This window comes from Synechococcus sp. R60.1 (assembly GCF_047461835.1).
Classification (GTDB): Bacteria; Cyanobacteriota; Cyanobacteriia; order Thermostichales; family Thermostichaceae; genus Thermostichus.
Genome location: NZ_JANSIA010000001.1, coordinates 80,902 through 104,751, shown reverse-complemented (window position 1 = coordinate 104,751; position 23,850 = coordinate 80,902). Strand labels below are relative to the sequence as shown.

General features: G+C 58.2%; 21 protein-coding genes and 1 pseudogene. 8 read left to right on the top strand and 14 right to left on the bottom strand.

The annotated features are described in order from the left end of the window. From NW834_RS00495 to NW834_RS00480, 4 genes and pseudogenes are all read right to left on the bottom strand, one after another. A pseudogene (locus tag NW834_RS00495) lies at nt 1-311 on the bottom strand (RNA-guided endonuclease TnpB family protein); the annotation flags it as partial. Nucleotides 312-771: 460 nt separating this feature from the next. Further along, the gene (gene purD / locus NW834_RS00490; protein ID WP_414419200.1) at nt 772-2,067 is read right to left on the bottom strand and encodes a phosphoribosylamine--glycine ligase; all 1,296 of its coding nucleotides are present in this window, start codon (nt 2,065-2,067) and stop codon (nt 772-774) included. Between the two features lie 102 nt (nt 2,068-2,169). Beyond that, a complete protein-coding gene (locus NW834_RS00485; protein WP_414383000.1) occupies nt 2,170-3,345 on the bottom strand; it encodes a glycosyltransferase in 1,176 nt (391 codons plus the stop codon). Between the two features lie 83 nt (nt 3,346-3,428). Then, complete coding sequence (locus tag NW834_RS00480; RefSeq protein ID WP_414419201.1) at nt 3,429-4,718, bottom strand: HD domain-containing protein; 1,290 nt, start codon at nt 4,716-4,718, stop codon at nt 3,429-3,431. Between the two features lie 160 nt (nt 4,719-4,878). On the opposite strand from NW834_RS00480, the gene NW834_RS00475 reads away from it, so the two are divergent. Continuing rightward, a complete protein-coding gene (locus tag NW834_RS00475; protein ID WP_414419202.1) occupies nt 4,879-5,838 on the top strand; it encodes an SGNH/GDSL hydrolase family protein in 960 nt (319 codons plus the stop codon). 67 nt (nt 5,839-5,905) lie between these two features. Here NW834_RS00475 and NW834_RS00470 read toward each other — a convergent pair whose 3' ends face one another. Continuing rightward, entirely contained in the window at nt 5,906-7,741 is a 1,836-nt protein-coding gene (locus NW834_RS00470) for a ribonuclease J (RefSeq protein WP_414374032.1), read from the bottom strand. A 232-nt stretch (nt 7,742-7,973) separates the two neighbouring features. After that, complete coding sequence (dapA, locus tag NW834_RS00465) at nt 7,974-8,894, bottom strand: 4-hydroxy-tetrahydrodipicolinate synthase (protein ID WP_414329732.1); 921 nt, start codon at nt 8,892-8,894, stop codon at nt 7,974-7,976. Between the two features lie 275 nt (nt 8,895-9,169). On the opposite strand from dapA, the gene NW834_RS00460 reads away from it, so the two are divergent. After that, nucleotides 9,170-9,796 (top strand): nitroreductase family protein, encoded by a 627-nt coding sequence (locus NW834_RS00460; RefSeq protein ID WP_011431721.1) that lies wholly within the window; start codon nt 9,170-9,172, stop codon nt 9,794-9,796. 51 nt (nt 9,797-9,847) lie between these two features. Here the strand turns inward: NW834_RS00460 and trpD are convergent, their stop codons facing one another. After that, on the bottom strand, nt 9,848-10,879 hold the full coding sequence (gene trpD / locus NW834_RS00455; RefSeq protein ID WP_414419203.1) for an anthranilate phosphoribosyltransferase: 1,032 nt from the start codon (nt 10,877-10,879) through the stop codon (nt 9,848-9,850). A gap of 171 nt (nt 10,880-11,050) precedes the next feature. On the opposite strand from trpD, the gene trmFO reads away from it, so the two are divergent. Beyond that, a complete protein-coding gene (trmFO, locus tag NW834_RS00450; RefSeq protein ID WP_414419204.1) occupies nt 11,051-12,430 on the top strand; it encodes an FADH(2)-oxidizing methylenetetrahydrofolate--tRNA-(uracil(54)-C(5))-methyltransferase TrmFO in 1,380 nt (459 codons plus the stop codon). Between the two features lie 239 nt (nt 12,431-12,669). On the opposite strand, the gene NW834_RS00445 is transcribed toward trmFO, so the two are convergent. Then, the gene (locus NW834_RS00445; protein ID WP_414419209.1) at nt 12,670-13,686 is read right to left on the bottom strand and encodes a phosphotransferase enzyme family protein; all 1,017 of its coding nucleotides are present in this window, start codon (nt 13,684-13,686) and stop codon (nt 12,670-12,672) included. Nucleotides 13,687-14,045: 359 nt separating this feature from the next. On the opposite strand from NW834_RS00445, the gene remA reads away from it, so the two are divergent. The 5 genes from remA to NW834_RS00420 all read left to right on the top strand — a co-directional run bounded on the left by remA (nt 14,046) and on the right by NW834_RS00420 (nt 18,167). Continuing rightward, a complete protein-coding gene (remA, locus tag NW834_RS00440; RefSeq protein WP_011431727.1) occupies nt 14,046-14,315 on the top strand; it encodes an extracellular matrix/biofilm regulator RemA in 270 nt (89 codons plus the stop codon). 100 nt (nt 14,316-14,415) lie between these two features. Then, a complete protein-coding gene (gmk, locus tag NW834_RS00435; RefSeq protein WP_369791759.1) occupies nt 14,416-15,063 on the top strand; it encodes a guanylate kinase in 648 nt (215 codons plus the stop codon). Between the two features lie 342 nt (nt 15,064-15,405). Then, on the top strand, nt 15,406-15,864 hold the full coding sequence (speD, locus tag NW834_RS00430) for an adenosylmethionine decarboxylase (RefSeq protein ID WP_414342990.1): 459 nt from the start codon (nt 15,406-15,408) through the stop codon (nt 15,862-15,864). Between the two features lie 119 nt (nt 15,865-15,983). Next, on the top strand, nt 15,984-16,922 hold the full coding sequence (locus NW834_RS00425; RefSeq protein ID WP_414356308.1) for a fused MFS/spermidine synthase: 939 nt from the start codon (nt 15,984-15,986) through the stop codon (nt 16,920-16,922). 93 nt (nt 16,923-17,015) lie between these two features. Next, nucleotides 17,016-18,167: an NAD-dependent epimerase/dehydratase family protein gene (locus NW834_RS00420; RefSeq protein WP_414419205.1), complete on the top strand. Its 1,152-nt coding sequence runs from the start codon at nt 17,016-17,018 to the stop codon at nt 18,165-18,167. Here NW834_RS00420 and NW834_RS00415 read toward each other — a convergent pair. The 6 genes from NW834_RS00415 to NW834_RS00390 form a co-directional block, all read right to left on the bottom strand. Beyond that, nucleotides 18,164-19,075: a histone deacetylase gene (locus NW834_RS00415; protein WP_414419206.1), complete on the bottom strand. Its 912-nt coding sequence runs from the start codon at nt 19,073-19,075 to the stop codon at nt 18,164-18,166. The two genes, NW834_RS00420 and NW834_RS00415, sit on opposite strands and share 4 nt — an antisense overlap. A 57-nt stretch (nt 19,076-19,132) precedes the next feature. Next, nucleotides 19,133-19,444 carry a hypothetical protein gene (locus NW834_RS00410; protein WP_414350004.1) on the bottom strand — a complete coding sequence of 104 codons (312 nt, stop codon included), beginning with the start codon at nt 19,442-19,444 and terminating at the stop codon, nt 19,133-19,135. A gap of 605 nt (nt 19,445-20,049) precedes the next feature. Beyond that, nucleotides 20,050-20,421 (bottom strand): ribosome silencing factor, encoded by a 372-nt coding sequence (gene rsfS / locus NW834_RS00405; protein WP_011431734.1) that lies wholly within the window; start codon nt 20,419-20,421, stop codon nt 20,050-20,052. A gap of 42 nt (nt 20,422-20,463) precedes the next feature. Beyond that, entirely contained in the window at nt 20,464-21,069 is a 606-nt protein-coding gene (gene yqeK, locus NW834_RS00400; protein WP_414389772.1) for a bis(5'-nucleosyl)-tetraphosphatase (symmetrical) YqeK, read from the bottom strand. Next, the gene (lepA, locus tag NW834_RS00395; RefSeq protein ID WP_414350006.1) at nt 21,062-22,873 is read right to left on the bottom strand and encodes a translation elongation factor 4; all 1,812 of its coding nucleotides are present in this window, start codon (nt 22,871-22,873) and stop codon (nt 21,062-21,064) included. The genes yqeK and lepA overlap by 8 nt, the downstream gene beginning before the upstream one ends. 331 nt (nt 22,874-23,204) lie before the next feature. Further along, nucleotides 23,205-23,732: an NYN domain-containing protein gene (locus NW834_RS00390; protein WP_011431737.1), complete on the bottom strand. Its 528-nt coding sequence runs from the start codon at nt 23,730-23,732 to the stop codon at nt 23,205-23,207. Between the last annotated feature and the right edge of the window lie 118 nt (nt 23,733-23,850).

Below are 23,850 nucleotides of genomic sequence, written 5' to 3'. Positions count from 1 at the left end.
AAGATACGTGCGTCGTAGGTAACGAACCTACGCTTGAACTCTTTAACCGGACGGTTGCGCTGTCTCGCCACTTTGCGGGAACCCGCTACCCGTCTGCACACCTGTTGAGCCAAGTTACTGGACAAGCCGAACCGGGCTCGAATCTCGTAGTAGCAAAGGGATTGCAGTTTGACCGCGTTGACGATCTTCTCCGGCGTGTTCTGGTTGACCCAGTTCAAGGCTTGGCCAAAAGCCTCCATCGTCGCGTCCAATTTGGCGGCTTGCGACTGGGACGCCTTGAGCTTACAGGAGACGGTCAGGACTTGGCTCATAAGTTCATTGTACTTCATCAAAGCGCATTCCTCCCGGCACTGACCCTACGGGTACAGTGCGGGGCTCCTGCGATTTCTAGCTGAATCTATTTGAGAGAGATAGTCTCCTCTGCCATGCGCTGCCCCAGACGACCACCCCCAACCCCTCTTCCACCCTGGGAGAGGAAATGCCTGCTCTAGGGGATCCGGGTCCGCAACAGTTCAAGTGGGCTAATGGGGGATCCCCCTCGAGAGGGGAGAGACTCAGCTCAGCAATATCCGTGCCTAGTCAAAGCAGAGGGCTATTGTTAAGGAATCTAAAGTAAAGTTGAGCTTTTGATATCACTGTTGCCGTCTTGTTACCGAAAGCGCTATCGTCTAAGCATCAAAGCTTTTTTCAAAGCTGCTTTATGGGCCCTGGAGGAGCGACCCCTCTGGGGCTTCTTCCATCCGGCTGCAGCTGAGAGGGCAAGGGATGGCTTTATGGGGTAGGGATCACTCCTCGGCGGACGGCAGGCCCCAGGGCGTGGCTGCCGATGTCAGAACGATAGTAGGCCTTGGGAAACTGCACTTGCTCCACAGCTGCGTAGGCTTGGCGCAGGGCCTCGGATAGGGTTGCCCCTTGGCCGGTAAGACAGAGAACGCGCCCGCCATCGCTCAGGAGCTGCTTGCCTGCCTGGCGGGTACCCGCATGAAACACCAACGCCCCCGTGGTGGCAGCTGCATCCAAGCCGGAGATGGGGATCCCTCGCTCGTAGGCATCGGGATAGCCTGGGGCTGCCATTACCACGCAGGCGGCATAGCCGGGTTTCCATTTGAGCTGGATTTGGGCCAGCCGTCCTTCTATACAGGCCAGCAGCACCTCGTCCAAAGGGTTTTCCAGCAAGGGCAGGATGACCTGAGCTTCGGGATCCCCAAAGCGGCAGTTGTACTCCAACACGTAGGGATCCCCACTGGGCGTGATCATCAAACCGGCATAGATCACCCCCTGGTAGCGGATGCCCCGCCGTTGCAAAGCCTCCAGGGTGGGATCCAGGATCTGGGTTTGGATGCGGGCCAACAGTTCTGGAGTGACCAGGTGATCCGCAGGGGCATGAGCTCCCATGCCGCCAGTGTTGGGGCCGGTATCGCCCTCGCCAAGGCGCTTGTAGTCCTGGGCAGGTGGCAGCGGCACACAAATCTGGCCATCGGTTAGAGCCAAAACCGACACCTCCTGGCCGGGGATAAACTCCTCGATCAGCACCTGATCGCCCGGCTTGGCCAGGGCTGCTTCCAGGGCTTGCACGGCTTCTTCCCGGTTTTGGGCAACGGTTACCCCCTTGCCGGCAGCCAGTCCGTCTTTTTTGATGACCACTGGGAAACTCTGGGAGTCGAGATAGGCCACAGCGGCAGATAGCTCAGCAAAGCCGGTAGCGCGAGCGGTCGGGATCCCCGCCTCTTGCATCAATTGCTTAGCCCAGAGTTTGCTTCCTTCCAGTTGGGCAGCGGCGCGGCTAGGCCCGAAAATGGGCAACCCTGCTGCCTGGAAGGCGTCCACGATCCCCTGCACCAAGGGCAGCTCTGGCCCTACCACCGTCAGGCGGATCCCTTGTACGGTAGCAAACCGCACCAGGCCTTCAATGTCGGTAGCCGCCAAAGCCACGGATTGACAGCGGGGCAGCTGCTGCATGCCGCCGTTGCCGGGGGCACAGTAGATCCGAGTAACCTGGGGAGACTGCAACAGCTTCCAGGCCAGAGCGTGTTCTCGCCCCCCAGATCCGATGACCAGAGCCTGCATGGTGTGCTATTCCGCTGTTTCTAAACCCAGCTTGCCTGTTTTCCGAACATCCCCCATTAGACCATGTTCTTGTACCATTTCTGGGGTGTTGGCGCACTCCGGTCAGTGGACGGCGAGAGAACGGCCCCGCCAAGTCCAGTTGCGGCCGGTGGTGGTGCGGATGGCCGAAGCCAAGATGATGGCCGCTGTCGCCCAACCCCCCACTGCCGTTAGCCACCAGTAGCAGAGGGGCAGATGCGCCCAATGCCGGAGCAGAAGCCGGATGGCCAATTGGGCCAGGATCCCTGCCAAGCTGGCCAACAGCACCTCCAGGGATCCCGTAGCCCCAGCCAGGATCACCCCCAACCAGGGCAAGCTGCAGATCCCCAAGACCGTACCCATTGCCAACACCGCCAAGGCCCAGTTGCGCTCCAGGCCCAGGAACCAGTTTTTGGTCCACCCTTCCCAAAGGGCAGCCCCGTTGGCATACATGCGGCTGCGCACCCGCGGCCCTCCCAGGCAAATTTGCAGGCCCAACCCCTGGGCTTTGATCCGTTGCCCCAGGGCCACATCCTCGATCACCACATCGGCCACTCCGGCATGCCCGCCAACTTGCTCGTAGGCAGAGCGGCGAAACAGCAGGAAGGGACCAAAGGCAAAGGCTTTGGGGTTGTCGGGATCGTTCACGGCGGCAAAGTTGTAACCCACCGCCAGGATGGTCATCATGATGGGTTGCACCAGCCACTCCGCCAGGCAACCGCACACCAATTGCGGCCCTACACTCACCAAGCCGCTGCCGCTTGCCAGCAAATGTCCTAAGGCCGCTTCAATGGCACCGGATCCCAGCCGCACGTCGCAATCCAGAAACAGCAAGTAGTCGGCTTCTACGCGGGCGACGGCTTGGGCACAGGCCCAGTTTTTGCCCACCCACCTTTGGCCTTTGGGACGGGGATCCCCCTTGAGCAGGTGTAGGCGCGGATCTTGCCGTTCGGCAGCCAGGGCTTGGGCCAGCTCCCAGGTGGCATCCGTGGATTCATCGTCCACCAACCACACCTGTAAAGGGGCAGAGGTGCTGTCCAGAATGCTGCTCAGGCAGCCCACCACGTTCTCGGCCTCGTTGTAGGCGGGCACGATCACCGCCAGCCGCTCCATCCCGGCCGCGATTTCCCCTGCCTGTTCCGCCGGGGGATCCCTCAGCCAGGGGGAAGCCCGCAACGCTCGCCTCAGTTGCAGGGCCACTAGGGCAATCGCCAAAGCTGTTAAGGACAATACCCCCGTTAGGATTTCTCGGATCCCCACTCCTGCTTCCCTCGTTGTTTAGATGTGCTCAGGAACAGATTCCCACCTCTAATGCTCTAGCTCTGGGATGGCCCAATGATTTTCTAGGCAGACAAAACCCCCTCTACGATATCGCCATAGGGCCGGGGAAAGATTAGCCAGACCTGGCGCTGGGTTTCCACCAAGGCACGCACCAAAGGGGAAAGATGGGCAATTTCTTCATAGCCACGCTCGGTTTTGAGCTGGATCCCTTGGTCATAAAAGCTATAGCCCTGGACATGGGCAGAGCGGATGCCCAAGTAACTTTCAGGATCCAGCCCGTCCTGCAGCATTTTGGCCTGCACGGCGGCCACCAGGGTTTGGCGTTGTTCCTCAGACAACTGGGTAATGTTGCGGGCCTTGAACAAATCCCGCTCCAAGTAGCGCCGCGACAGATCCGCCAAGATGGGATCCTTCCCCGACATGGCCCAGAGGCGCATGGGGTAGCTGAAGATGATATCGTCGGCAGCCAAGTAGAGGGGGAGCGGCAACTCGAAGGGATCCCCTTTTTGAGCCGCCAGCGAGGCCCAGCACCAAGCGCTGAGGATGGGATCCAGCTCAATCTCCCCCCTTTGCAGGAGCGCCTCTGCCCGCCTGAATAGCCGCTCCAAGATAAAACGGGCACAGAGGCTCTTGGGGTGCTGGTACACCTGGGTGTACATGAAATAGCGCACCACCAGGTAGTGCTCGATGGCCCCCAGGCCTTTGCGGGCGGGGATGGACAGGGATCCCGTCTCCGGGTCATAATCCAGCACCGTTAGGATGCGATCCAAGTCCAGGTGGCCGTATTGGGCACCTGTGAGCAGGCTATCCCGCATCAGGTAATCGAAGCGGTCGCAGTCCAGTTGGCTGGAGATGAGTTGCCCCACCAGCGGCAGGGGAAACTGCTTCTGCAGCACTTGCTGCATCTGGGCCGGCAGTTGGGGATCAAACTCCGCCAGCAGCGTCCTCACCTGGGGATCCTCCCGGAGAATGCGGGCCGTCCAAACCTCGTGTCGGCAGCCGAAGATCTCTTCCCCGGCATGGCTAAAAGGGGCATGGCCAATGTCGTGCAGCAGAGCCGAGGCCAAGGTTACCGCCCGATAGGGACGCAGCTCCGGGTGGCGATGGGCCAATTTGTCGAACAGCCGCCGCGTTACCTGCAGCACCCCCACCGAATGGGTAAAGCGGGATCCCTCTGCCCCGTGGAAGGTAAAAAAGGCCGTGTCCAACTGGCGAATGCGGCGCAGCCGCTGAAAGGCCGGTGTATCGATCAGGCGAATGAGCAGAGCCTCAACCGCGTCCCCTCCATTCAGGCTGATGGCGCCATGCAGGGGATCGTGGTAGGTGCGGGACTTGCAAAACCGTAGCGGCATACTCCCACCATACCTCGCCAATTTTGGGATCCTTGGCTAGCCTGTCTGGGGGTGCTTCCCGCCTCGCCCTATCTATGCCCGCTTTCCCATGCCTCTCTCTGCAAAGGATGCCAGCACCCGAACCCCAGAAAACTCGACTCCAAGACAACAAGACAGCTGGGTGTTCCTCCTCTCCCTGCTGATTTTGATACTCAGTTTGGGGCTAACCGGCTGCTCTGCCAGTTCTGGATCCCCTGTTGTGCCCAGCCCACCCACCCTCACCCGCTACGTTGCCCTGGGAGCCAGCGATGCCGTTGGCTACAACGCCTCCATATCCTGTGATGGCCCAGCCAACGCCGCCGGCACTCGACCCCAGCGCTCAGAGCCCCTGGACTGCCCCAATGGAACGAGCTATGTGCCCCGCCTGGCTCGCTTGCTGCCCGGCCCAGTGGAGCTTATCAACCTGGGCCGTTCGGGAGCGGTGCTCAGCCCCGCCATGCAAGCCCTGAGGCAGGGGATCCCGGCCAATTTGCTGCAGGATCAAGTGCCGCGCCTTCCCCCCGATGCCACCCTGATCACCATTTGGGTGGGCGGAAACGATACCAACGCCATCGCTCTGGCGGCGGCTCAACGGGCTCTCCAAGGTGAGGATCCCTTGCCCTTCGTCGATCAGCAGATCCGACAATTCGCCGCCGATTACCAAACCCTGCTGCAAGCGGTGCGTGCCCGTGCCCCTCAAGCTCGCCTGGCGGTGGCCAACCTGCCCAACTTCGCCCTGATTCCTCTGGGTCAGCAGCAACCCAGCAGCGTGCGCCAACTGCTCTCCCTGATCTCGGTTGGCCTCACGCAACGGGCCATCAACCCCTTAAGCCAACAGGGGATCCCAGTGGTGGACTTGCTCTGCGATCCCCGCTCCTACCGACGCGAGTCCTTCTTTCCCGGCCCGCTGGCCGACGGCTTTCACCCCAACGACCGGGGCTACGCCGATTTGGCCGATGCCTTCTTGAGCGCCCTTCGGCAACCGCTCCCTCCCCAAACCCGCTGCCCTCCCTTTAGCGAGGTGGGATCCCTGCAATGGGATGCGGCGGCAGAGTCCGCCCTCCGAGGTTTTCTCGCAGATGGGTACAGGCCGGCACAATAGGATCCCTGCACCGGGCAAGGGATCCCAAAGGCGCTTAGACGATCCAGCCACGGAGAACGGGCCAGTTTTAGGAAGCAGCTACCGCTGCCGAGGAACGCCGCCGCCGGCCCAGAGCACCCGCTACCGGCTCCGGTTGGGTTTCCACACTCAGGGAAGACACAGACTCCTCTTCAGGGGATTGCACAAAAACCGCCACCGTGGGCTTGCCGGGCAATTGTTCTCGCAAGAAACGGCGCACCACCCGCTCCACTTCGCCCTTAAGGCCGGCCCAGTCGATGTCCAGGCTGCCCCGCTCCAGCGAGCGAGCAAATTGGGGCCACGCTTGCCGAAGGGTGTTCTCCAGAAGGGGTTTCAGGTCGGATCCCTTGAGTTGGTTCCCTTCCCCCGCCAAGCCAAAGGTTTGCACCTGCGGGGTGCAGAGCAACTGGCCGCTGCCGTCCAGGCTGATCACCACCGTCACCATACCGTCTTTGGCGATCTGCTGCCGCTCCTGCATCATCTCATCCATCACCACTCCATCGTGGGAAGCGGCGATCATCTGTAGGCCAGAGGGGACGCGGCCTGTGATGGCAATGCGCTCCCGGTTCACCTCCACCACATCGCCGTTGTCGATGATCACAATGTTTTCCCGCGGGATCCCCATGCTCATGGCGGTTTCGGCGTGCTTGACCAGCATGCGGTATTCCCCGTGGGTGGGGACAAAGAACTTGGGGCGGGTGAGGGCAATCATCAGCTTCTGGTCTTCCTGGCAGCCGTGGCCGGAAACGTGCAGGCCCTTGTCTTTGCCGTAAATGACATTGGCTCCCAGCTCCATCAGCTTGTCGATGACCCGCGAGACCGCGATGGTGTTGCCAGGGATCGGGTTGGCCGACCACACCACCGTGTCTCCTGGCTTGATTTGCAACTGCGGGTGCTCACCGTTGGCGATGCGGGTAAGAGCAGCCAGCGGTTCTCCCTGGGATCCGGTGGTGAGGATGATCACCCGGTCATCCGGCAGGCTGTTGATCACATGCATCGGCTGCAGCGTCTCGTCCTTGCAGCGGATGTAGCCCAAGCGCCGCGCATGAGCCACCACGTTTAGCATGGAGCGGCCCAGCAGAGACACCACCCGACCTTGCTGTTCGGCGATCTGCAGCACCAAGTTGAGACGATGTACCGAAGAAGCAAAGGTGGTGATGATCACCCGTCCCTTGGCTCCCGCAATGGCCTTGGTGAGACCGGGCACCACTGAGGCTTCAGAGGGGGTGAACCCCGGCACTTCCGCGTTGGTGGAGTCGCTGATCAGGCAGAGCACTCCCTTTTCCCCATGTTCGGCCAACCGCTGTAGATCAAAGTACTCCCCATCCACCGGCGTGTGGTCGATCTTAAAGTCGCCGGTCTGAATAATGACGCCCACAGGCGTGTGCAGAGCCACCGTAAAGCTATCGGCAAAAGAGTGGGTGTTGCGAATGAATTCGGCAAAAAAGTGCTTACTCAAGGGAACGATTTCACGGGGGCCAACAGGACGCAGCTCTGTGCGGTTGAGCAGGCCCACCTCCCGCAGTTTCTCTTCCAGCAACGCCAGCGCCAATCTGGGGCCGTAGATGACCGGAATATCAAATTCCCGCAAGTGATACGGGATGCCACCGATGTGATCTTCGTGGCCGTGGGTAACCACCATCCCCCGCACTTTGTCGCGGTTTTGCTTGATGTAGGTCATGTCCGGCAGCACGATGTTCACGCCGTGCATGCTCTCATCGGGAAAAGCCAAACCGGCATCCAAGAGGATAATGTCGTCCTCGTAGCGGAAGGCCCATGTGTTTTTGCCGATCTCCCGCTCGCCGCCCAGCGGAATCATCTGAACGGAAGAGGTGGATTGTGGGATTACAGAACGAGAAGCAACTGAAGAACGTGGTGTTGGCATATGGGTTTAGATCCTCAACAGTAAAAAAACAAAAACAGAAATGGGCACAAGCTATCCCCAACAAGGCTGTGGGTGAAAGCTGAACTCAGCCGCCGCAACTTATTTGCTTCCCAAGCTGGGAAAGAGCTTTTCGGGGAAAAAGCCACTTACCCACAGGTCAAACGCCACAAAAGAGCCCCTTGCAAACCCCTGAAAACCGTGGTCATGGCAGAAGCAAAGCCTAAAAATGCAATCATGAAACTTTCGTCGCCATTTGTTCGGATCCCTTCGATTCAGCCAGTAGGCCCATCTCTTCAAGCACCTGTCGCAAAACCTGCAGAGAACTGGGCTGTAGAGGCGCTAGGGGAAGGCGCGCCCGACCCACTCGCCAACCCTGCATCTCCAATGCGGCCTTAATTGGAACTGGGTTGGTCTCGATGAATAAAACCTTGAACAACGGAAACAGGCGCAGGTGGTGGGCCAAAGCTTGATCGTGTTGCCCCCTGATGTAGCTCTGGATCAGCTCCTGCAACTGCAACCCAACCAGGTGGCTGGCTACACTGACCACCCCGCTCCCCCCCAAAGATAGGAGCGGCAACGTCAGAGAGTCATCCCCCGAATAGATGGCGAAACGCGAGGGAGTGAGTCGCCGAATTTCCGAAGCTACATCCATCATACCACTGGCTTCTTTGATGGCGACAACCGTTTCCAATTCTGCCAATTTCGCTACAGTCTCCGGCTGTAAACTGGCCCCTGTCCGACTGGGAATGTTGTAGAGCAAGATGGGCAGGTCACTGGCTTGGGCGATGGCCTTGAAGTGCTCATAAAGGCCGGCCTGGGTAGGCTTGTTGTAGTAGGGCACCACCTGCAGAGAGCCATCCAAACCGAGTTGAGCGGCCTTTTTTGTGGCTTCAATGGCCTCACGGGTGGAGTTGGATCCCGTCCCGGCGATCACCTTAGCCCGACCGGCTACGGCATCTCGCACCACGCGGAACAGCTCGTATTCCTCTTGCCAAGTCAGGGTGGGAGACTCGCCCGTAGTGCCACAGACCACCAGGCCGTCGCTGCCGTGGGTTGCCAAGTAATCGGCCAAACGAGCGGCCTCATCGTAGTTAAGCTCCCCCTCATCGGTAAAGGGGGTAACCATGGCCGTCAGCACTCGACCGAAGTTCACCGATTGCTTCTCCCCATCAACCACACCAATCCGACGATTAACCGGGCGACCCAGATGAGACCAGTTTGTTTTTCCATCATACCTGCCTTTGCGTTAGGGATCCCGCTTGCCTGCCCTGCCAAGGCCCAGTTTGTGCCTCACCCGGTTGCCACAAGCTGGATAAAAGGGAGATAACAAAGAAGACAGACCGTTTGAACACGGAATGTATAGCCATTTGCCAATCCTGCCCCTACCTTTGGGGGGAGCAGCCTTTCTACCGACACTTGAGGATCCCTATGGACGCCCTAACTGCCCTGAAAGAGCGCATTTCCGCCGACAAATTGGATCCCAGCCGCCGTTTATCGGAAGCGGAGATCCGAGAGCTGGTGGCTTATGCTACGGAAGCTCCTTCTTCCTTCAACATTCAGCACTGGCGGTTTGTTGCGGTCACCGACCCGGAAGACAAAGAGCGCCTCAAATCTCTGGCCTACAACCAACAGAAGGTGGCGGATGCATCGGTGGTGTTTATCATCCTGGGGGATCTGCGGGGGTATGAGAAACTGCCTGAAATTGTGCAAAGAAGCGTTGCTGCCGGGATCCTCCCCCCCGAAAAAGCGGAAGGCTGGGTGAACATGGCCCAGGCAACCTATCTCCACAATCCCACCTTGGCGCGGGATGAAGCGATTCGCTCTGGGGCGATGGCTGCCATGGCGCTGATGATCGCGGCTCAGGCCAAGGGTTTGGTGAGCGGGCCGATGATCGGCTTTGATCCGGAAGGGGTAAAGCGGGAGTTCGGCATTGCCGACCGCTACGTGCCGGTGATGCTGCTGGCGGTTGGATATGCGGCAGCGGGTAACCTGCCGCGCAAGCCTCGCTTGGGGGTGGATGAAGTTCTGGCCTTTGGGCGAGGGCGGGAGTTTTAGCCCCAGACTCAGGTGGGATCCCTGTCGCCCTCTCCTGGGCTCCTACCGGCATCAAGCCTTGAGAAAATGAACCAGCTGTTGCAAGCGATCCCAAGCGGCACCCCTGGCGAGAATCTCGCGAGCTTGGGCGATCCCGGCTCTCCAATCGGGGGCCACTCCGGCCACCTGCAGGGCCAAAGCAGCATTCAAGGCCACCACATCCTGCTGGGCAGGCGTCCCGGATCCCTGGAGAACTTGGGTGAGGATGGCGGCATTTTCCGCCACATCCCCCCCCTTGAGAGCTTGGGTGGGTGCCAGGGTCAGCTCGTAATCTGCAGGGTTCAAGACTTCCGTCCGTACCAGCCCACCGGACAGGATGCCCAGATCGGTGGGTTGCTCCAGACCGGCCTCGTCGAGACCTTCGCGGCTGTGCAACACAATGGCCCCTTCCCGTCCCAACAGGCGCAGGGCCTCTGCCATTACCGGCACCAGCTCCTGGGCGTAAACCCCGATCACCTGGCGGTTGGGATAGAGGGGGTTGACCAAGGGCCCCAACAGGTTGAAAATGGTGCGAACCTTGAGGGCCCGCCGATAGGGGATCACCGCCCGCATGGCCGGGTGCCACTGGGGAGCAAACAAAAAGGTGATGCCCACTTCCGCCACAGCCGCCCGCACCCGCTCTGGCTCAGCCCCCAAGTTCACCCCCAGGGTCTCCAGCACATCCGCCGAGCCGACCTTGCCAGAGGCCGAACGGTTGCCATGTTTGACCACCGGGATCCCGGCTGCACTGACCACAAAGGCCACCGCCGTGGAAATGTTAAAAGTGCTGGCCCCATCGCCGCCGGTGCCACAGGTATCCACCAGGAGAGGCAAGTCCAGCGGGGATCCCAGCGAAGCCCGCTGTAGCACTCGTGCCATGCCGGCCAGTTCACCAGCGCTCACACCCTTGGCTTGCAGGGCCGCCAGAATCGCCCCCGACACCACATCTGGCACTTGGTTCTGGAGCCAACCGTTCATCAACTGTTCAGCTTGGGCTTCGCTGAGAGATTGCCGATCCAGCAACTGCCCCAAAAGCTGTGGCCAAAGGTCAGCCGTTTCCGTCATGGGTCGGGATCCTGGGTGTCAGCGGGTACTTATAGTAGCGTATCCCGCCTCTGGGTCACTTGCCTCGTGCAGGTCGGGCCATGCTGATAGTTGGTATAGTGGGTCTGACCTGGGCCGTTTCCGGCCTCGGCAGGGTGCGTTCTATTCTTCTCTTCCCTCCCGGAGGTTGTGATGAACCCTCCAACTAACCCAAGGGCTTGCAGCCCGCTTGCACGAGCGGGAGCCTTCGCCCCCATCCATGTTGTGGGCGGGGGGTTGGCGGGGACAGAAGCTGCTTGGCAAATTGCCCAGGCAGGGTTGCCTGTCATCCTTTCGGAGATGCGCCCCGTGCGTCAGAGCCCGGCCCATCACACCGATCAGTTGGGGGAGCTGGTGTGCAGCAACTCCTTTGGGGCTGCAGCCAGCGATCGGGCGGCAGGGCTACTCAAGGAAGAACTGCGACAACTGGGATCCCTGGTGATCGCGACGGCGGATTGCCATGCAGTGCCGGCAGGAGGGGCATTGGCAGTGGATCGGGCCCGCTTCAGCCAGGCTCTCACGGAAGCCATTCAAAACCATCCCCGCATCACCCTGCGTCGGGAGGAGGTGACGGAGATCCCGGAGGGCATTGCCGTCCTCTGTACCGGCCCTCTGACCAGCGATCCCCTGGCCAAGGCACTGCAAGCCTTTACGGGCCTGGAGTACCTGAGCTTTTTTGATGCGTCTAGCCCCATTGTTACCGGGGATTCGTTGAACCGAGCGGTGGTGTTTCAGGCTTCCCGCTACGACAAGGGGGAAGCAGCCTATCTCAACTGCCCCATGACGGAAGCGGAGTACGAACGGTTTTGGCGGGCGCTGGTGGAGGCGGAGCAGGCGCCCCTCAAGGATTTTGAACGGGAGGAGCGCAAGTTTTTCGAGGGCTGCTTGCCGATTGAAGAAATGGCGCGCCGTGGCAAAGACACCCTCTGTTTCGGCCCCTTGAAGCCGGTGGGGCTGGTGGATCCGCGCACGGGATCCCGTCCTTACGCGGCGGTGCAGTTGCGGCAAGAGGACAAAGCAGGGCAGCTGTGGAACTTGGTGGGCTTTCAAACCAACTTGAAATGGGGAGAACAGCAGCGGGTCTTTCGCCTCATCCCCGGCCTGGAACAGGCGGAGTTTGTCCGCTTTGGGGTGATGCACCGCAATACATTTTTGAATTCGCCCCAGCTTCTGTGGCCGACCTTGCAATTTCGTCGCCGACCCACGCTGTTTGCCGCCGGCCAGTTGGTGGGCACCGAGGGCTATGCCTGCGCGGTGGCAGGGGGATGGTTGGCCGGACAGAACGCCGCCCGCCTGGCTCTGGGGTTGCCCTTGATCACGCTGCCCCCCGAGACGATGATGGGATCCCTGTTTCAGTTCATCAGCAGCGCCGATCCCAGGCACTTTCAGCCGATGCCGGCCAATTTTGGGCTGTTGCCGGATTTGGAGGGGCGCAAGCTTCGCAACAAGCAGGAGCGCTATGGCCGTTACCGGGATCGGGCTTTGGCTGCTCTGAAAACGACTGGGTTGGTGCGCCAAGTGCAAACCGCCTAGGGGAGCTTGGAGCGTGTTCCCGACCATTGCGATCCAAGTCAAAGTCGAGATTGAGCGTTATCGTCATTTGAAACTAGATTGAGACACTTCCTAGGCGTTTCGCGACCGCCCCCAGCCCCTCTCCCTCTGGGGGAGGAGAGTCGGGAAGCAATGCCACAGAAATATTTAGAAATGTTTCATTCCTATGCCGCGGTAGCAGATCCCAAAACGAGCTGTCAAAAGCTGGGCAAACCTGTTGGCTACCTTCCCTCTTTCTGCTGCTCACAAGACAAAAGGGCGCGCATGGACTCCAACAGTTGGGGTGCCCTCTGGGTTAGGTCTTGATAGAGGCAAATTTGCTGTTGGCAGCGGGCCAGGTTATGGGCTTTGCGGCTGGGGTAGCGCTGGGGATCCCAATTCCAGTAAGCGTCTTCAAACCAATCCTGCAAAAAGCGCATCCCCAATTCCAGAGTAATCAGTTGGATCCCTTGGAGAAGGAGTTCCGGTTGTAGGGCGTGCAAGTTCCCGGTTTGGGCATAGCCCCGCAACCCGGCTAGGATCGCCTCTGGCTGAAGGGTATTTCCTCGTTTGCCCCAGGAGCGCAGGGCATCCCCCAATTCAACATAGAGATTGTGATACATAAAGGTGTCCAGATCCACCAGGCCCACAAATCGCCCCTGCTCATCGAACAAAAAGTTGTTGAACTTGAGATCGGCATGGATGATTTGAGTTGGGATCCCCGAGGGCAGCAGAAGATTGGGCACAGTTTCGATTAAAAACTGCCATTCTGCCTGCACTTCTGGGGCCGGCTCATACTGGCGTAGCTGTTGCCAAAGGTGAGCCGTATCGTGAAAATGCGGGATCTGGAAGCGAAAACGATAGTCCATCTGGGCCAAGAGTCGATGCAGGCGTCCAACGGCTGCCCCCGCCTCTTCCAGATAGCCCCAATTGGGAGGAGTTGGGTGACAGGATCCCGGCAGACAATCCATGACCCGCCACAGCCCTTCTGCCCAGGACAAGTGCAGGGATCCATCGCGAGCGCGGCGGAATTGGGGGACGGGGAAGCCGTGTTGTCTCAGCCATTGGCCGATGGCTTGACCATCTTCAGTGACAGCAGGATCAAATCGGGGGTGAAGGCGCTGGACGATGAAGGATCCCTCAGAGGTGTTGAGTTTCCAAGTTTGGTGAATGAGGCCCACTCGGATGGCTTCGGGTGGCTCTGGATCCCCCAGTTGAAAGTGCTGGACAAGGGGATCCAGCCAAGTCAGGTCAAGCATAGGCAAGGAAGAAATCTATTCAAGCTTGGGGTGCTGGGTCGATCTTTTCGTTTTCAGAGCTGCCTCAAACTGCTTACCACAGCGGCGGCCTTTGAGGCTTACAGTTCAAGTTCTATTGAAGTGGCTTCATGTTGACGATTTTACCGTCCTCGATAAACAGGGCAAGTTGTTTGGGAGGGTGCAGCTTGTTATGCAACCACAGCCTTTTTGCGGCTCACCCGAACGGGATTTGTCGCCGAAACCCACTGCCCCATTGGCCGAGAACTCAGGTGTCGTTGTGGCAAACCCGCGAAAGAGCCCCATTTGCTACCTTAATGAAGGTTGCTGGCCGGACAACCGTTAGGTTCCCTCATCACCCCATGGATACCCGCCTAATCAACATTGGCTTTGGCAACATCGTCGCCGCTGGGCGTGTGGTCGCCATTGTCAGTCCCGAGTCAGCTCCCATCAAACGCATCATCAGCGATGCCCGCGAGAGGGGCCAGTTGATAGATGCCACCTATGGTCGTCGTACCCGCGCTGTCATTATCACCGATTCCGGGCACGTTATCCTCTCCGCCATCCAACCCGAAACCGTTGCCAACCGCTTCCTCACGGCCAAGCCCGGTTTGTCAGAGGAGACCGAGTGAAAGCCCATCGCTGTGAGCCGTTTGAGAAACCAGAAGTGAGATATCCTAAAACAAACCCAAACAAGTCAATTGCCCAGCCGTCTTGCGTCGGTCTCTGTCTATGCCAACCTCTCCTACCCCGGTTTCCTCTGAGTGTACGCAGCAGCAGGGATCCCTTCCGGCTCCTACCCCGCGCGGTCGCTTGGTGGTTTTGACAGGGCCCAGCGGAGTGGGTAAGGGTACGCTGGTCAACCAGTTGCGCCAGCGCCACCCCGAGCTGTATCTCTCGGTTTCGGTCACCACCCGCCCCCCCCGCCCCAGCGAACAGGAAGGTGTCAACTACTACTTTCGCAGCCGGGAGGAATTTCTCAACTTGATTGAAGCCAACGAGCTGTTGGAATGGGCACAGTATGCGGGCAACTTTTACGGCACTCCCCGCGAGATCGTGTTCCAAAAACTCAATCAGGGTCAGGATGTGCTGCTGGAAATTGAGCTGGCGGGGGCCCGTCAGGTGAGGCAACAGTACCCAGATGCCATTCGCATCTTTCTCTGTCCCCCTTCTCTGGAAGAGCTGGAACGTCGCATCCGCGAGCGCGGACAAGACTCAGAGGCCAGCATCGAGCGCCGCCTGGAACAGGCCCGCAAGGAATTGGATGCCCAAGACGAATTTGACTACGTGATTGTCAACGACAACCTGGAGCAAGCGCTGCAGGAGCTGGAAGCCCTGCTCTATCCCCCCTCTCCCTCTTCAAAGGAGCAGCAGCCCTAGCTTCTCCAGCCCCTTCCCGGAACGCTGGTGTCGGTGGTGCAGTAGCTCCAGATTGGGCCTAGGGTTAACTTTCGGTTAAGAAAAAAGCTGCTGGGGAGGGTAGTTTGGCTTTACCAAAAAACTGGGTCTGAAGCCCCGCCCTAAGGCCTACGGCCCGCTGCCGCGATGAGCACCGCTGCTGTGGAGGGGCAACCTGACACGGTAAGTGCTGTCGCAGAACCAGGAACCAGAATCCCCTGCCTTTAGGCAGGGGAGTATGTCAATTGTGAGATAATGGTAAAGCTGCGCTTTCTGTGCAGCCTCTGGTTCTAATCAGTTCTATCTGGCCAATTAGGGGATAGTATGCTGCACACACTATCTGGCCAATTAGGGGATAGGTCTCCAGCTCTGATCGGGATCCACTGTATCCTGGAGCTTTACGACTGCCCGGCCAAACTTTTGGATGATGCCTCTCTGGTGCAACAGGCTTTGCGAGAGGCAGCCAGACGCTCCAACTCCACCTTTTTGGGAGAGCTGTGCCATCCATTTGAGCCACAGGGGATTACAGCCCTCGCTCTTTTGGGGGAATCCCACATCTCCATTCACACCTGGCCCGAAGCGGGCTACGCGGCGGTGGATGTGTTCACCTGTGGTCGCCACACCCGACCGGAAGCGGCCTGTGAATATCTGATCGACGTGTTTCAAGCGCGACGATATTCCCTGCGCAAGGTGCCCCGCCGCACCGCGCAACCGACACTCCTGGAAGAGGCCCCAGACTCGGCTGAGGTGCTCACCTGCGAAGCGAGCCGACGAAGGCGCTGAGATCTTCGCCAATCGCAGCTTTTTCCAAACTGTCATGGGGGCCATCTGTAGGCTGGGTGGGATCCGATTCACCCCAGAGGTCAGTCTATGTTGCTGGAAAAAGCTGTAGCGAGGTGCTTATGAGCAGCCCGAGAAGTTTCTTCTGGGTTCAGGAGTACTTTACCCCTTGGGACTACACCGCCCGTGCCGTCACGCGCATCTTGGCCTACCGAAAAACCCCTTTCCAGGAGATGCTGATCGCCGAGACGGGGGCCTTCGGCAAGGGTCTGATGCTGGATGGGCATTGGCAATCCACTACCGTGGATGAGTTTCTGTACCACGAGGCTTTGGTTCATCCGGCTATGGTGCAGGTCGTGCAAGCGGGCGGGATCCCCCGGCGGGTACTGGTGTTGGGGGGGGCAGAAGGGGCAACGCTGCGGGAGGTGCTGCGTTGGCGCTCGGTGGAGCAGGTGGTGATGGTGGACATCGATGGGGAGGTGGTGGCAGCCTGCCGAGAGCACCTGCCGGAAATGCACCAGGGATCCTTTGAAGATCCGCGGGTGGAGGTGGTGATTGCCGATGCCTTGGATTTTCTCCAGGAAACAGGCCCCATTTGGGATGTGATCCTTTCCGATCTCTCCGATCCCATTGAGTCCGGCCCTGCCTATCGCCTCTTCACCCAGGAGTTTTTCCGCCAGATCCGCTCCAAGTTGCAGCCCGATGGGGCTTTCACCATCCAAGCCGGGCCGACGGGTCCGGTTGAGCTTCATCAACACACCCGCATTGTTCGCACCCTGAAAACGGTGTTTGCCGCTGTGCAGCCCTACGCCATCTATGCCCCCACCTACGGTGGCCCGCTGGGTTTTGCCCTGGCAGCTCAGGATCCCATCTCCCCCAGGCCAGAGCCGGAGCAGATCGACCAGATTCTGAGCCAACAGTTGGATCCCGAGCGAGGGGCACTGCAATTCATCGATGGCATCACCCTTCTGGGCCTCTACCAAGTCCCAGCTCACCTGCGCCGTGCCATTGCCGCCGAGACCACGGTTTATACCCTGGACAACCCGCCTCGCATCGAATAAGGGGCTATCCAGCACCCCGAAGGGATCCCAGGAGAGTTTGTCTTTGGTGCCATAACTTGGTAGATTCGTCTGCAGCCGAATTTTGCTTCCCTAATGAGAGTCTTGGTTATTGGTGGTGACGGATACTGTGGCTGGGCGACAGCCCTGCACCTATCCAACAGGGGTTATGAGGTGGCCATTCTCGATTCCTACGTCCGCCGCCTCTGGGATCTGCAACTGGGGGTTTCTACCCTGACCCCCATTGCCCAGCTAGAGCAACGGGTGGATCGCTGGAAGGGGCTAACCGGCAAGGACATTCCCATCTTTGTCTGCGACGTTACCAACTACGAAGCCCTGATCTCCTGCATGCGCCGCTTCCCGCCGGAGGCCATTGTTCACTTTGGCGAGCAGCGCTCTGCCCCTTACTCGATGATCAGCCGCGAACACGCGGTAATGACCCAGGTGAACAACGTGGTGGGCACCTTGAACATCCTCTACGCCATCAAAGAGGAATTTCCCGATTGCCACCTGGTGAAGCTGGGCACCATGGGTGAGTACGGCACCCCCAACATCGACATTGAGGAGGGGTACATCACCATCGAGCACAATGGCCGCAAGGATACCCTGCCCTACCCCAAGCAGCCGGGATCCATGTATCACCTCTCCAAAGTACACGACAGCCACAACATCCACTTCGCCTGCCGCGTGTGGGGCCTGCGGGCCACCGACCTCAACCAAGGGGTGGTATACGGCGTGCTCACAGAAGAAACCGGCATGGACGAGGTGCTGATCAACCGTCTCGATTACGATGGCGTATTCGGCACAGCTCTGAACCGCTTCTGCATTCAAGCGGCCGTGGGCCATCCGCTGACAGTGTATGGCAAGGGCGGCCAGACCCGCGGTTTCCTGGATATCCGCGACACGGTGCGCTGCGTGGAGCTGGCCATTGCTCACCCTGCCGAGCCGGGCCAATTCCGGGTGATGAACCAGTTCACAGAGCAATTTAGTGTTGAGCAACTGGCGTTGCTGGTGCAAAAGGCGGGAGCCACCATGGGCCTGAAGGTGGAAATCAACCACCTGGAGAACCCCCGCGTCGAGCTGGAAGAGCACTACTACAACGCCAAAAACACCAAGCTCCTAGACCTGGGCCTCCAGCCCCACTATCTGTCCGATTCCCTCTTGGATTCGCTGCTCAACTTTGCTCTCAAGTACAAGGATCGGGTGGATGTGCGGCAGATTTTACCCAAGGTGAAGTGGAAAGGTTAACTCTCCAGGCAAGCTTGGGCCAGGCTCAGCCAGCCGCGCGCCAGGTTGTCCAGGTTATAGCCGCCTTCCAAGCCGAAGAGGGTTTTGCGGGTCACCTGCTCCAGGCAAAGGCGGGCCATGCGGCCAAAGGCTTCCGGCTCTAGCTGCATACCGGCCAGGGGATCCCCTTTGGCACAGTCGAAGCCGGCGCTCACCAGCAGCAAATCCGGCTGGAACGCTTGCAAGAACGGCAAGATCTTCTCGTCGAGGGCCTTTTTGTAGGCCAACCAATCCGAGCCAGCAGGCAAAGGCACGTTGCAGAGGTTGCCGTGGATCCCGGTTTCGCGAGCGGAGCCGGTGCCGGGGTAGAGGGGAAACTGATGGATGGAGGCATAGGCCAGTTGGGGATAGCGCTCCACCACCGCCTGCGTGCCGTTGCCGTGGTGAACATCCCAATCGAAAATCGCCACCCGCTTCACCCCCGGCTGATCCAGCGCCCACAGCGCCGCAATGGCTGCGTTGCTGAATAAACAAAACCCCATTGCCCGTTCTGGCTCTGCGTGATGCCCAGGCGGACGACACAGCACCAGCGCTGGCTGAGCGGTGGTCAAAACCGAGGCAGAGCCGGCAATCCAAGCTCCCACAGCCAGGCGCGCCGCTTCAAAACTTCTCTCCGAGAGAGCAGTGTCGGCATCAATGTGTCCCCCACCTGCTGCTGCCAACTCAGCCACCTGTTGAATGTGCCGACGCGAGTGTACTCGCTCCAGCTCTGCCAGCTCCGCCAAGGGGGGATCCCGCCATTCCAACTGGTTGGCAAAAGGGGCACCACGCAGCGCCTTAACAATGGACTGCAAGCGAGCCGGACGCTCGGGGTGAAATGGCCCAGTATCGTGGCTGAGGAAAATATCAGAATAGTAAACAGGCAACATGGGCAGAGGCAACAAGCTAAGGCAACGCCTTTGCAGTGTAGCTTAAGCCCGCCCCCTCTATCCGTAGAAGACCTCTGACATGGATCCCGCATAGGGGTCAAGGCCAAAAGAGGCTTGTTGGAGTTTTTGATTGACCACATCCCGCACTACCGACCGCAGCAATTCCAGCTCAGAGGAATTGAGTTGATCGCGGCTGGGACACTCATCGGCAGCCAGCCACATGTAGATGGCGGGGACCCGGTTTAGGATCTGCTGCATCATCGCTTCCCGCTCCCTAGCGTCATGAAACACCTGTTGATGGGGGTGCTCAGTGGAGAGGATAGTTTCCAGTTCTCCCAATGCCAGGTACTCAACAATATTAACCAACATCTTTTCCATGATGAATGTCCCTCCTAAAAATCCCTGTCGCTCTTAAAAACAGACATTAAACAAAAAACGCTGCTTCCCCATCTTCCTCCGCTGCTTTTGGCACTGGATTTTGCCTACAAGCCGACCATTTAAGCCGGTTGCAGTTAAGTCTGCCGTCGGGAAGAAGTTTCGGTTTCGTTCGTAAGATCCTCTTGTGCAGCCAATCCTTGCCTCCTCTATTCGCCTCGTTTGCCTTTCCACTTGCCGCTGAAAGCAGCCAATAGGAGCCATCAGCAGCTGGAAAATCTTTTTGCTGGTATTCAGTACCAACGAAGAATTATCAGCGTTCAAGAGAAACAAGGTAGAGCGTTTAACAAAGACTATAGAAACTCGACTGCAAAAGGCAGGAAGATCTTACTCAGCTATTTGTCATTCACTACCCTAACACGTGACTGTGTAAGAAATTGCGGGAATATTAAGAAACTTACATATTTCTTGACAATTGACTAAAACTTCTGTCTGTCAAGGAGGCCCTGGAAGGCAGTTAAAGAGTTGTAAAGAGCAACTCTTCCCTTGGCTCCAAGCTCTGAAGAACTGCCAAATCCAGGGATCCAAAACAAATAGATTTAGCCTGCTATGGGCAGATCGACTCGCTGAGCCTGGATCCAGAAAGACTCTAGGTCATAGTAGTCCCTTTCCTGTTGCATAATCACATGGACAATGAGATCGGCATAGTCGATCAGTATCCAAGAGGCCGATTCCTGCCCTTCGATGCGGCGCGGAGTTTGTTTCCACTCGTCCCAAACCTTTTCCTCAATTGCTCGGGCAATGGCGCGGACTTGCGTAAGCGAGTAGCCGCTGACCAGAAGAAAGTAATCTGCCAAAGTGGAGACTTGGGATACATCCAGCAGAACGATATCGCCACCTTTTTTCTCTTCTGCCGCGCGAGCTGCACTCAGCGCCATGCAATAGATGGGATCCCCAGCAGGGGCAGGCATGAGATGTAGCAACTAAAACCCTCCTGAAACGACTGAGTTAACCTAGGACACCGCTTTTTCTAAAGGATGTAACAAAAAATGATTCCGAGTCATGAGTGTGCGCGGATGAACCACCTGATTCCGGTCTAGCAAAAATTTTAGGCTCAAGTCACATACTCCCACTACGGTTTTAGACAAATCTACAAAAGCCATCTGCCGCAACCGCTCCAATTCTGGGCTGTTGCCCCGATTCGGCTCCAGGGCATCGGCCACGAAAACCACGCAACTGAGCGGATCCATGCCGGGCTGCCCTAGCGTGTGGTTGGCAATGGCCGCCAAAATCTCCGGATCCTGTACCTGAAACTGCTCCCGCGCCACCAGGGATCCCACCTCAGCGTGCAGGATGTGAGGTTCGGCCCGCTCAATTTCATCCAGCTCCCGTTCCTGAGCCACCCTTTGCAACAGTTGCTCCGGCGGGAAAGCCTTGGCCAAGTCGTGCATCAGCCCTGCCCAAGCAGCTTTCTGCTCATCCAGCCCGTAGTGGGCCGCCAGCTGTCGGGCCATCCCCTCTACCCCCAAGATATGGCGGAGGCGAGGAGGAGACACCCGCTCCTGTAGCCAGGCCAACACCTCTTCCCGCCCCAGTTGAGTGCCCATCGCCCTAGTCATTCTGCAGCTTCAGCACGGCCATAAACGCTTCTTGGGGCACATCCACCGTTCCCACCGCCTTCATGCGTTTTTTCCCCTCTTTTTGTTTTTCCAAAAGCTTGCGTTTGCGGGTCACATCTCCTCCGTAGCATTTGGCCAAGACGTTTTTGCGCAGGGCTGGTATGGTTTCACGAGCAATCACCTTAGAGCCAATTGCCGCCTGAATGGGCACTTCAAATTGATGGCGTGGGATCAGCTCCCGTAACTTGGCAACTAGGGAACGGCCTACATAAAAAGCTTTATCCCGATGCACAATCGTGGATAGAGAATCCACCACATCGCCGTTGATCAAAATGTCCAAACGCACCAAATCATCGGCGCGATAGCCAATCATTTGGTAGTCCATGCTGGCATAACCACGAGTGCGTGATTTCAATTGGTCGAAAAAGTCGGTGACCACTTCCGCCAGGGGCAGCTCATACACCAGCGTAGTCCGACCCTGCGCCAGATATTTCATGTCTTTAAAAGTGCCGCGTTTGGTCTCACACAGCTCCATCACGGTACCGACAAATTCCTCAGGAAGAATCACCTCTACCCTGACAATCGGCTCCTCAATGCTGGTGCGCTCGTTGGGGGGAGGCAGCTTGCTGGGATTGTCCACCCGAATTACAGAGCCGTTGTTGAGGGTAACTTGGTACACCACCGTCGGAGCTGTGATCACCAGATCGAGATTGTACTCCCGCTCTAGGCGTTCCTGAACCACCTCCATGTGCAGCAGGCCCAGAAAACCACAGCGGAAGCCGAAGCCCATGGCGCTGGAAATTTCTGGCTCAAAGTACAGGGCAGCATCGTTGAGCTTGAGCTTTTCCAGAGCCTCTTTGAGTTCGGCGTACTGATCGGAGCTGCTGGGGAACAGGCCACAAAACACCATCGGCTTGGCTTCTTTGTAGCCGGGCAGGGGCTCAGGAGCTTTGCGATTCACCAGTGTGATGGTATCCCCAACACGGGCGTGTTCCACGCTCTTGATGGCGGCGGCCATGTAGCCCACCTCGCCCGCATGTAGGGCATCCACCGGCTCTTGGTTGGGACGCATCACCCCCAGCTCGGTAATCTCGTATTCTCGGCCAGAGGCCATAAAGCAAATCTTGTCCCCCGTTTTCACCTCCCCGTCCATGATGCGCACATAGACGATCACGCCGCGATAGGCGTCGTAGTAGCTATCGAAAATCAAGGCCCGCAGGGGCTCCGCCACCGTATCCCGTGGGGGCGGCACCCGCTGCACAATGGCCTCCAGAATCTCTTGAATGCCAATACCCACCTTGGCAGAGGCCAGGATTGCCCCGCTGCAATCAAGGCCGATCACCTGCTCAATCTCGGCAATGACCCGCTCCGGCTCGGCCCCCGGCAGGTCGATTTTGTTGATCACCGGAATAATTTCCAGGTTGTTCTCCAGGGCCAGGTAGACGTTGGCCAGGGTTTGGGCCTCCACCCCTTGAGAGGCATCCACCACCAGCAGCGCCCCTTCACAGGCGGCCAGGGAGCGGGAGACTTCGTAGGTGAAGTCCACATGCCCCGGTGTGTCGATCAGGTTCAAAACATAATCTTGGCCGTCTTGGGCACGGTAGTTCATGCGGGCCGCTTGCAGCTTGATGGTAATGCCCCGTTCCCGCTCCAGTTCCATGCTGTCCAGCAGTTGCGGCTTCATCTCGCGGGCTGAAACGGTGCCCGTTTCCTGCAGGAGGCGATCGGCGAGGGTGGATTTGCCGTGGTCGATGTGGGCGATGATGGAAAAGTTGCGAATACGGGAGACAGGAACGCCGGTCATAAAAACCTGATCAGGGCAAAGATTTTTTACAATGCTAGCCTCTCTGCTCCCCTGCCTGAACTGAGGTTGCCCAGAAGTTGGCTGCCAAGGGGAGAAGACACAGCCCTTCTGCCGGACACCAGAGCACCCTACTGGAATTGGCCGGGACAGCTCCTTTCCGGCAGCGCTGACTAGAGCCGGTACAACAGACGTGCCGCTTGTGTGGCAGGGATGGGATCCGTGAAGATGGAAAAAGCCAGAACGAACTTAGGCGGTGTTGTCGCCAGCTCGCCAGGAGGCTATGGGTCTGACCCGACGGCAGAGGAAGCAGTCCAGAACCCTGCCCAAAGCACTACTTGTCTAACTTCTCAATGTAGGGGCGAATGTCATTGAGGTCGATGTAGCGGTCGGTGGCGTTGCGCAGCTCGCGGGCGATCATCCCTTCGGTGGAGACAACTGTAATCAGCGTGTTTTTGGAACGCAACAGCTCGACGGCCCGCTCAAAATCTCCATCGCCGCTAAATAGAATGATCCTATCGTACTGGCCAACGGTGTTGAACATATCGATTACTATTTCGATATCCAGATTTGCTTTTTGGGAGTACCGACCGGAGTCTTCATCTCGATATTCTTTGAGGATCTTGGTGCGCACAGTGAAGCCCATGCTGATCAGAGCGTCTCGAAAGGCCCTCTGATCATGGGGATCCTTGATGCCGGTGTACCAAAAGGCGTTGACCAATTCAACATTCGGCTGTGATCTAACAAAATAATCCAGCACCCGGCGTGGGTCAAAAAACCAGCCATTTTTCTGTTGAGCATAAAACATATTATTGCCATCAATAAAGATGGAAACCCGAGTGACGGGATGATGGTAAAACATAAAGCTTTTCCGAAAAAAGTAAGGTGAACTGGTCAGAAAAAGAGGATGAAAACGAGGTCACTGACTTTCCACAAGAGCTGCTTCGGGCAGCCAGCACCTTGCTGACACCAATCTCTCA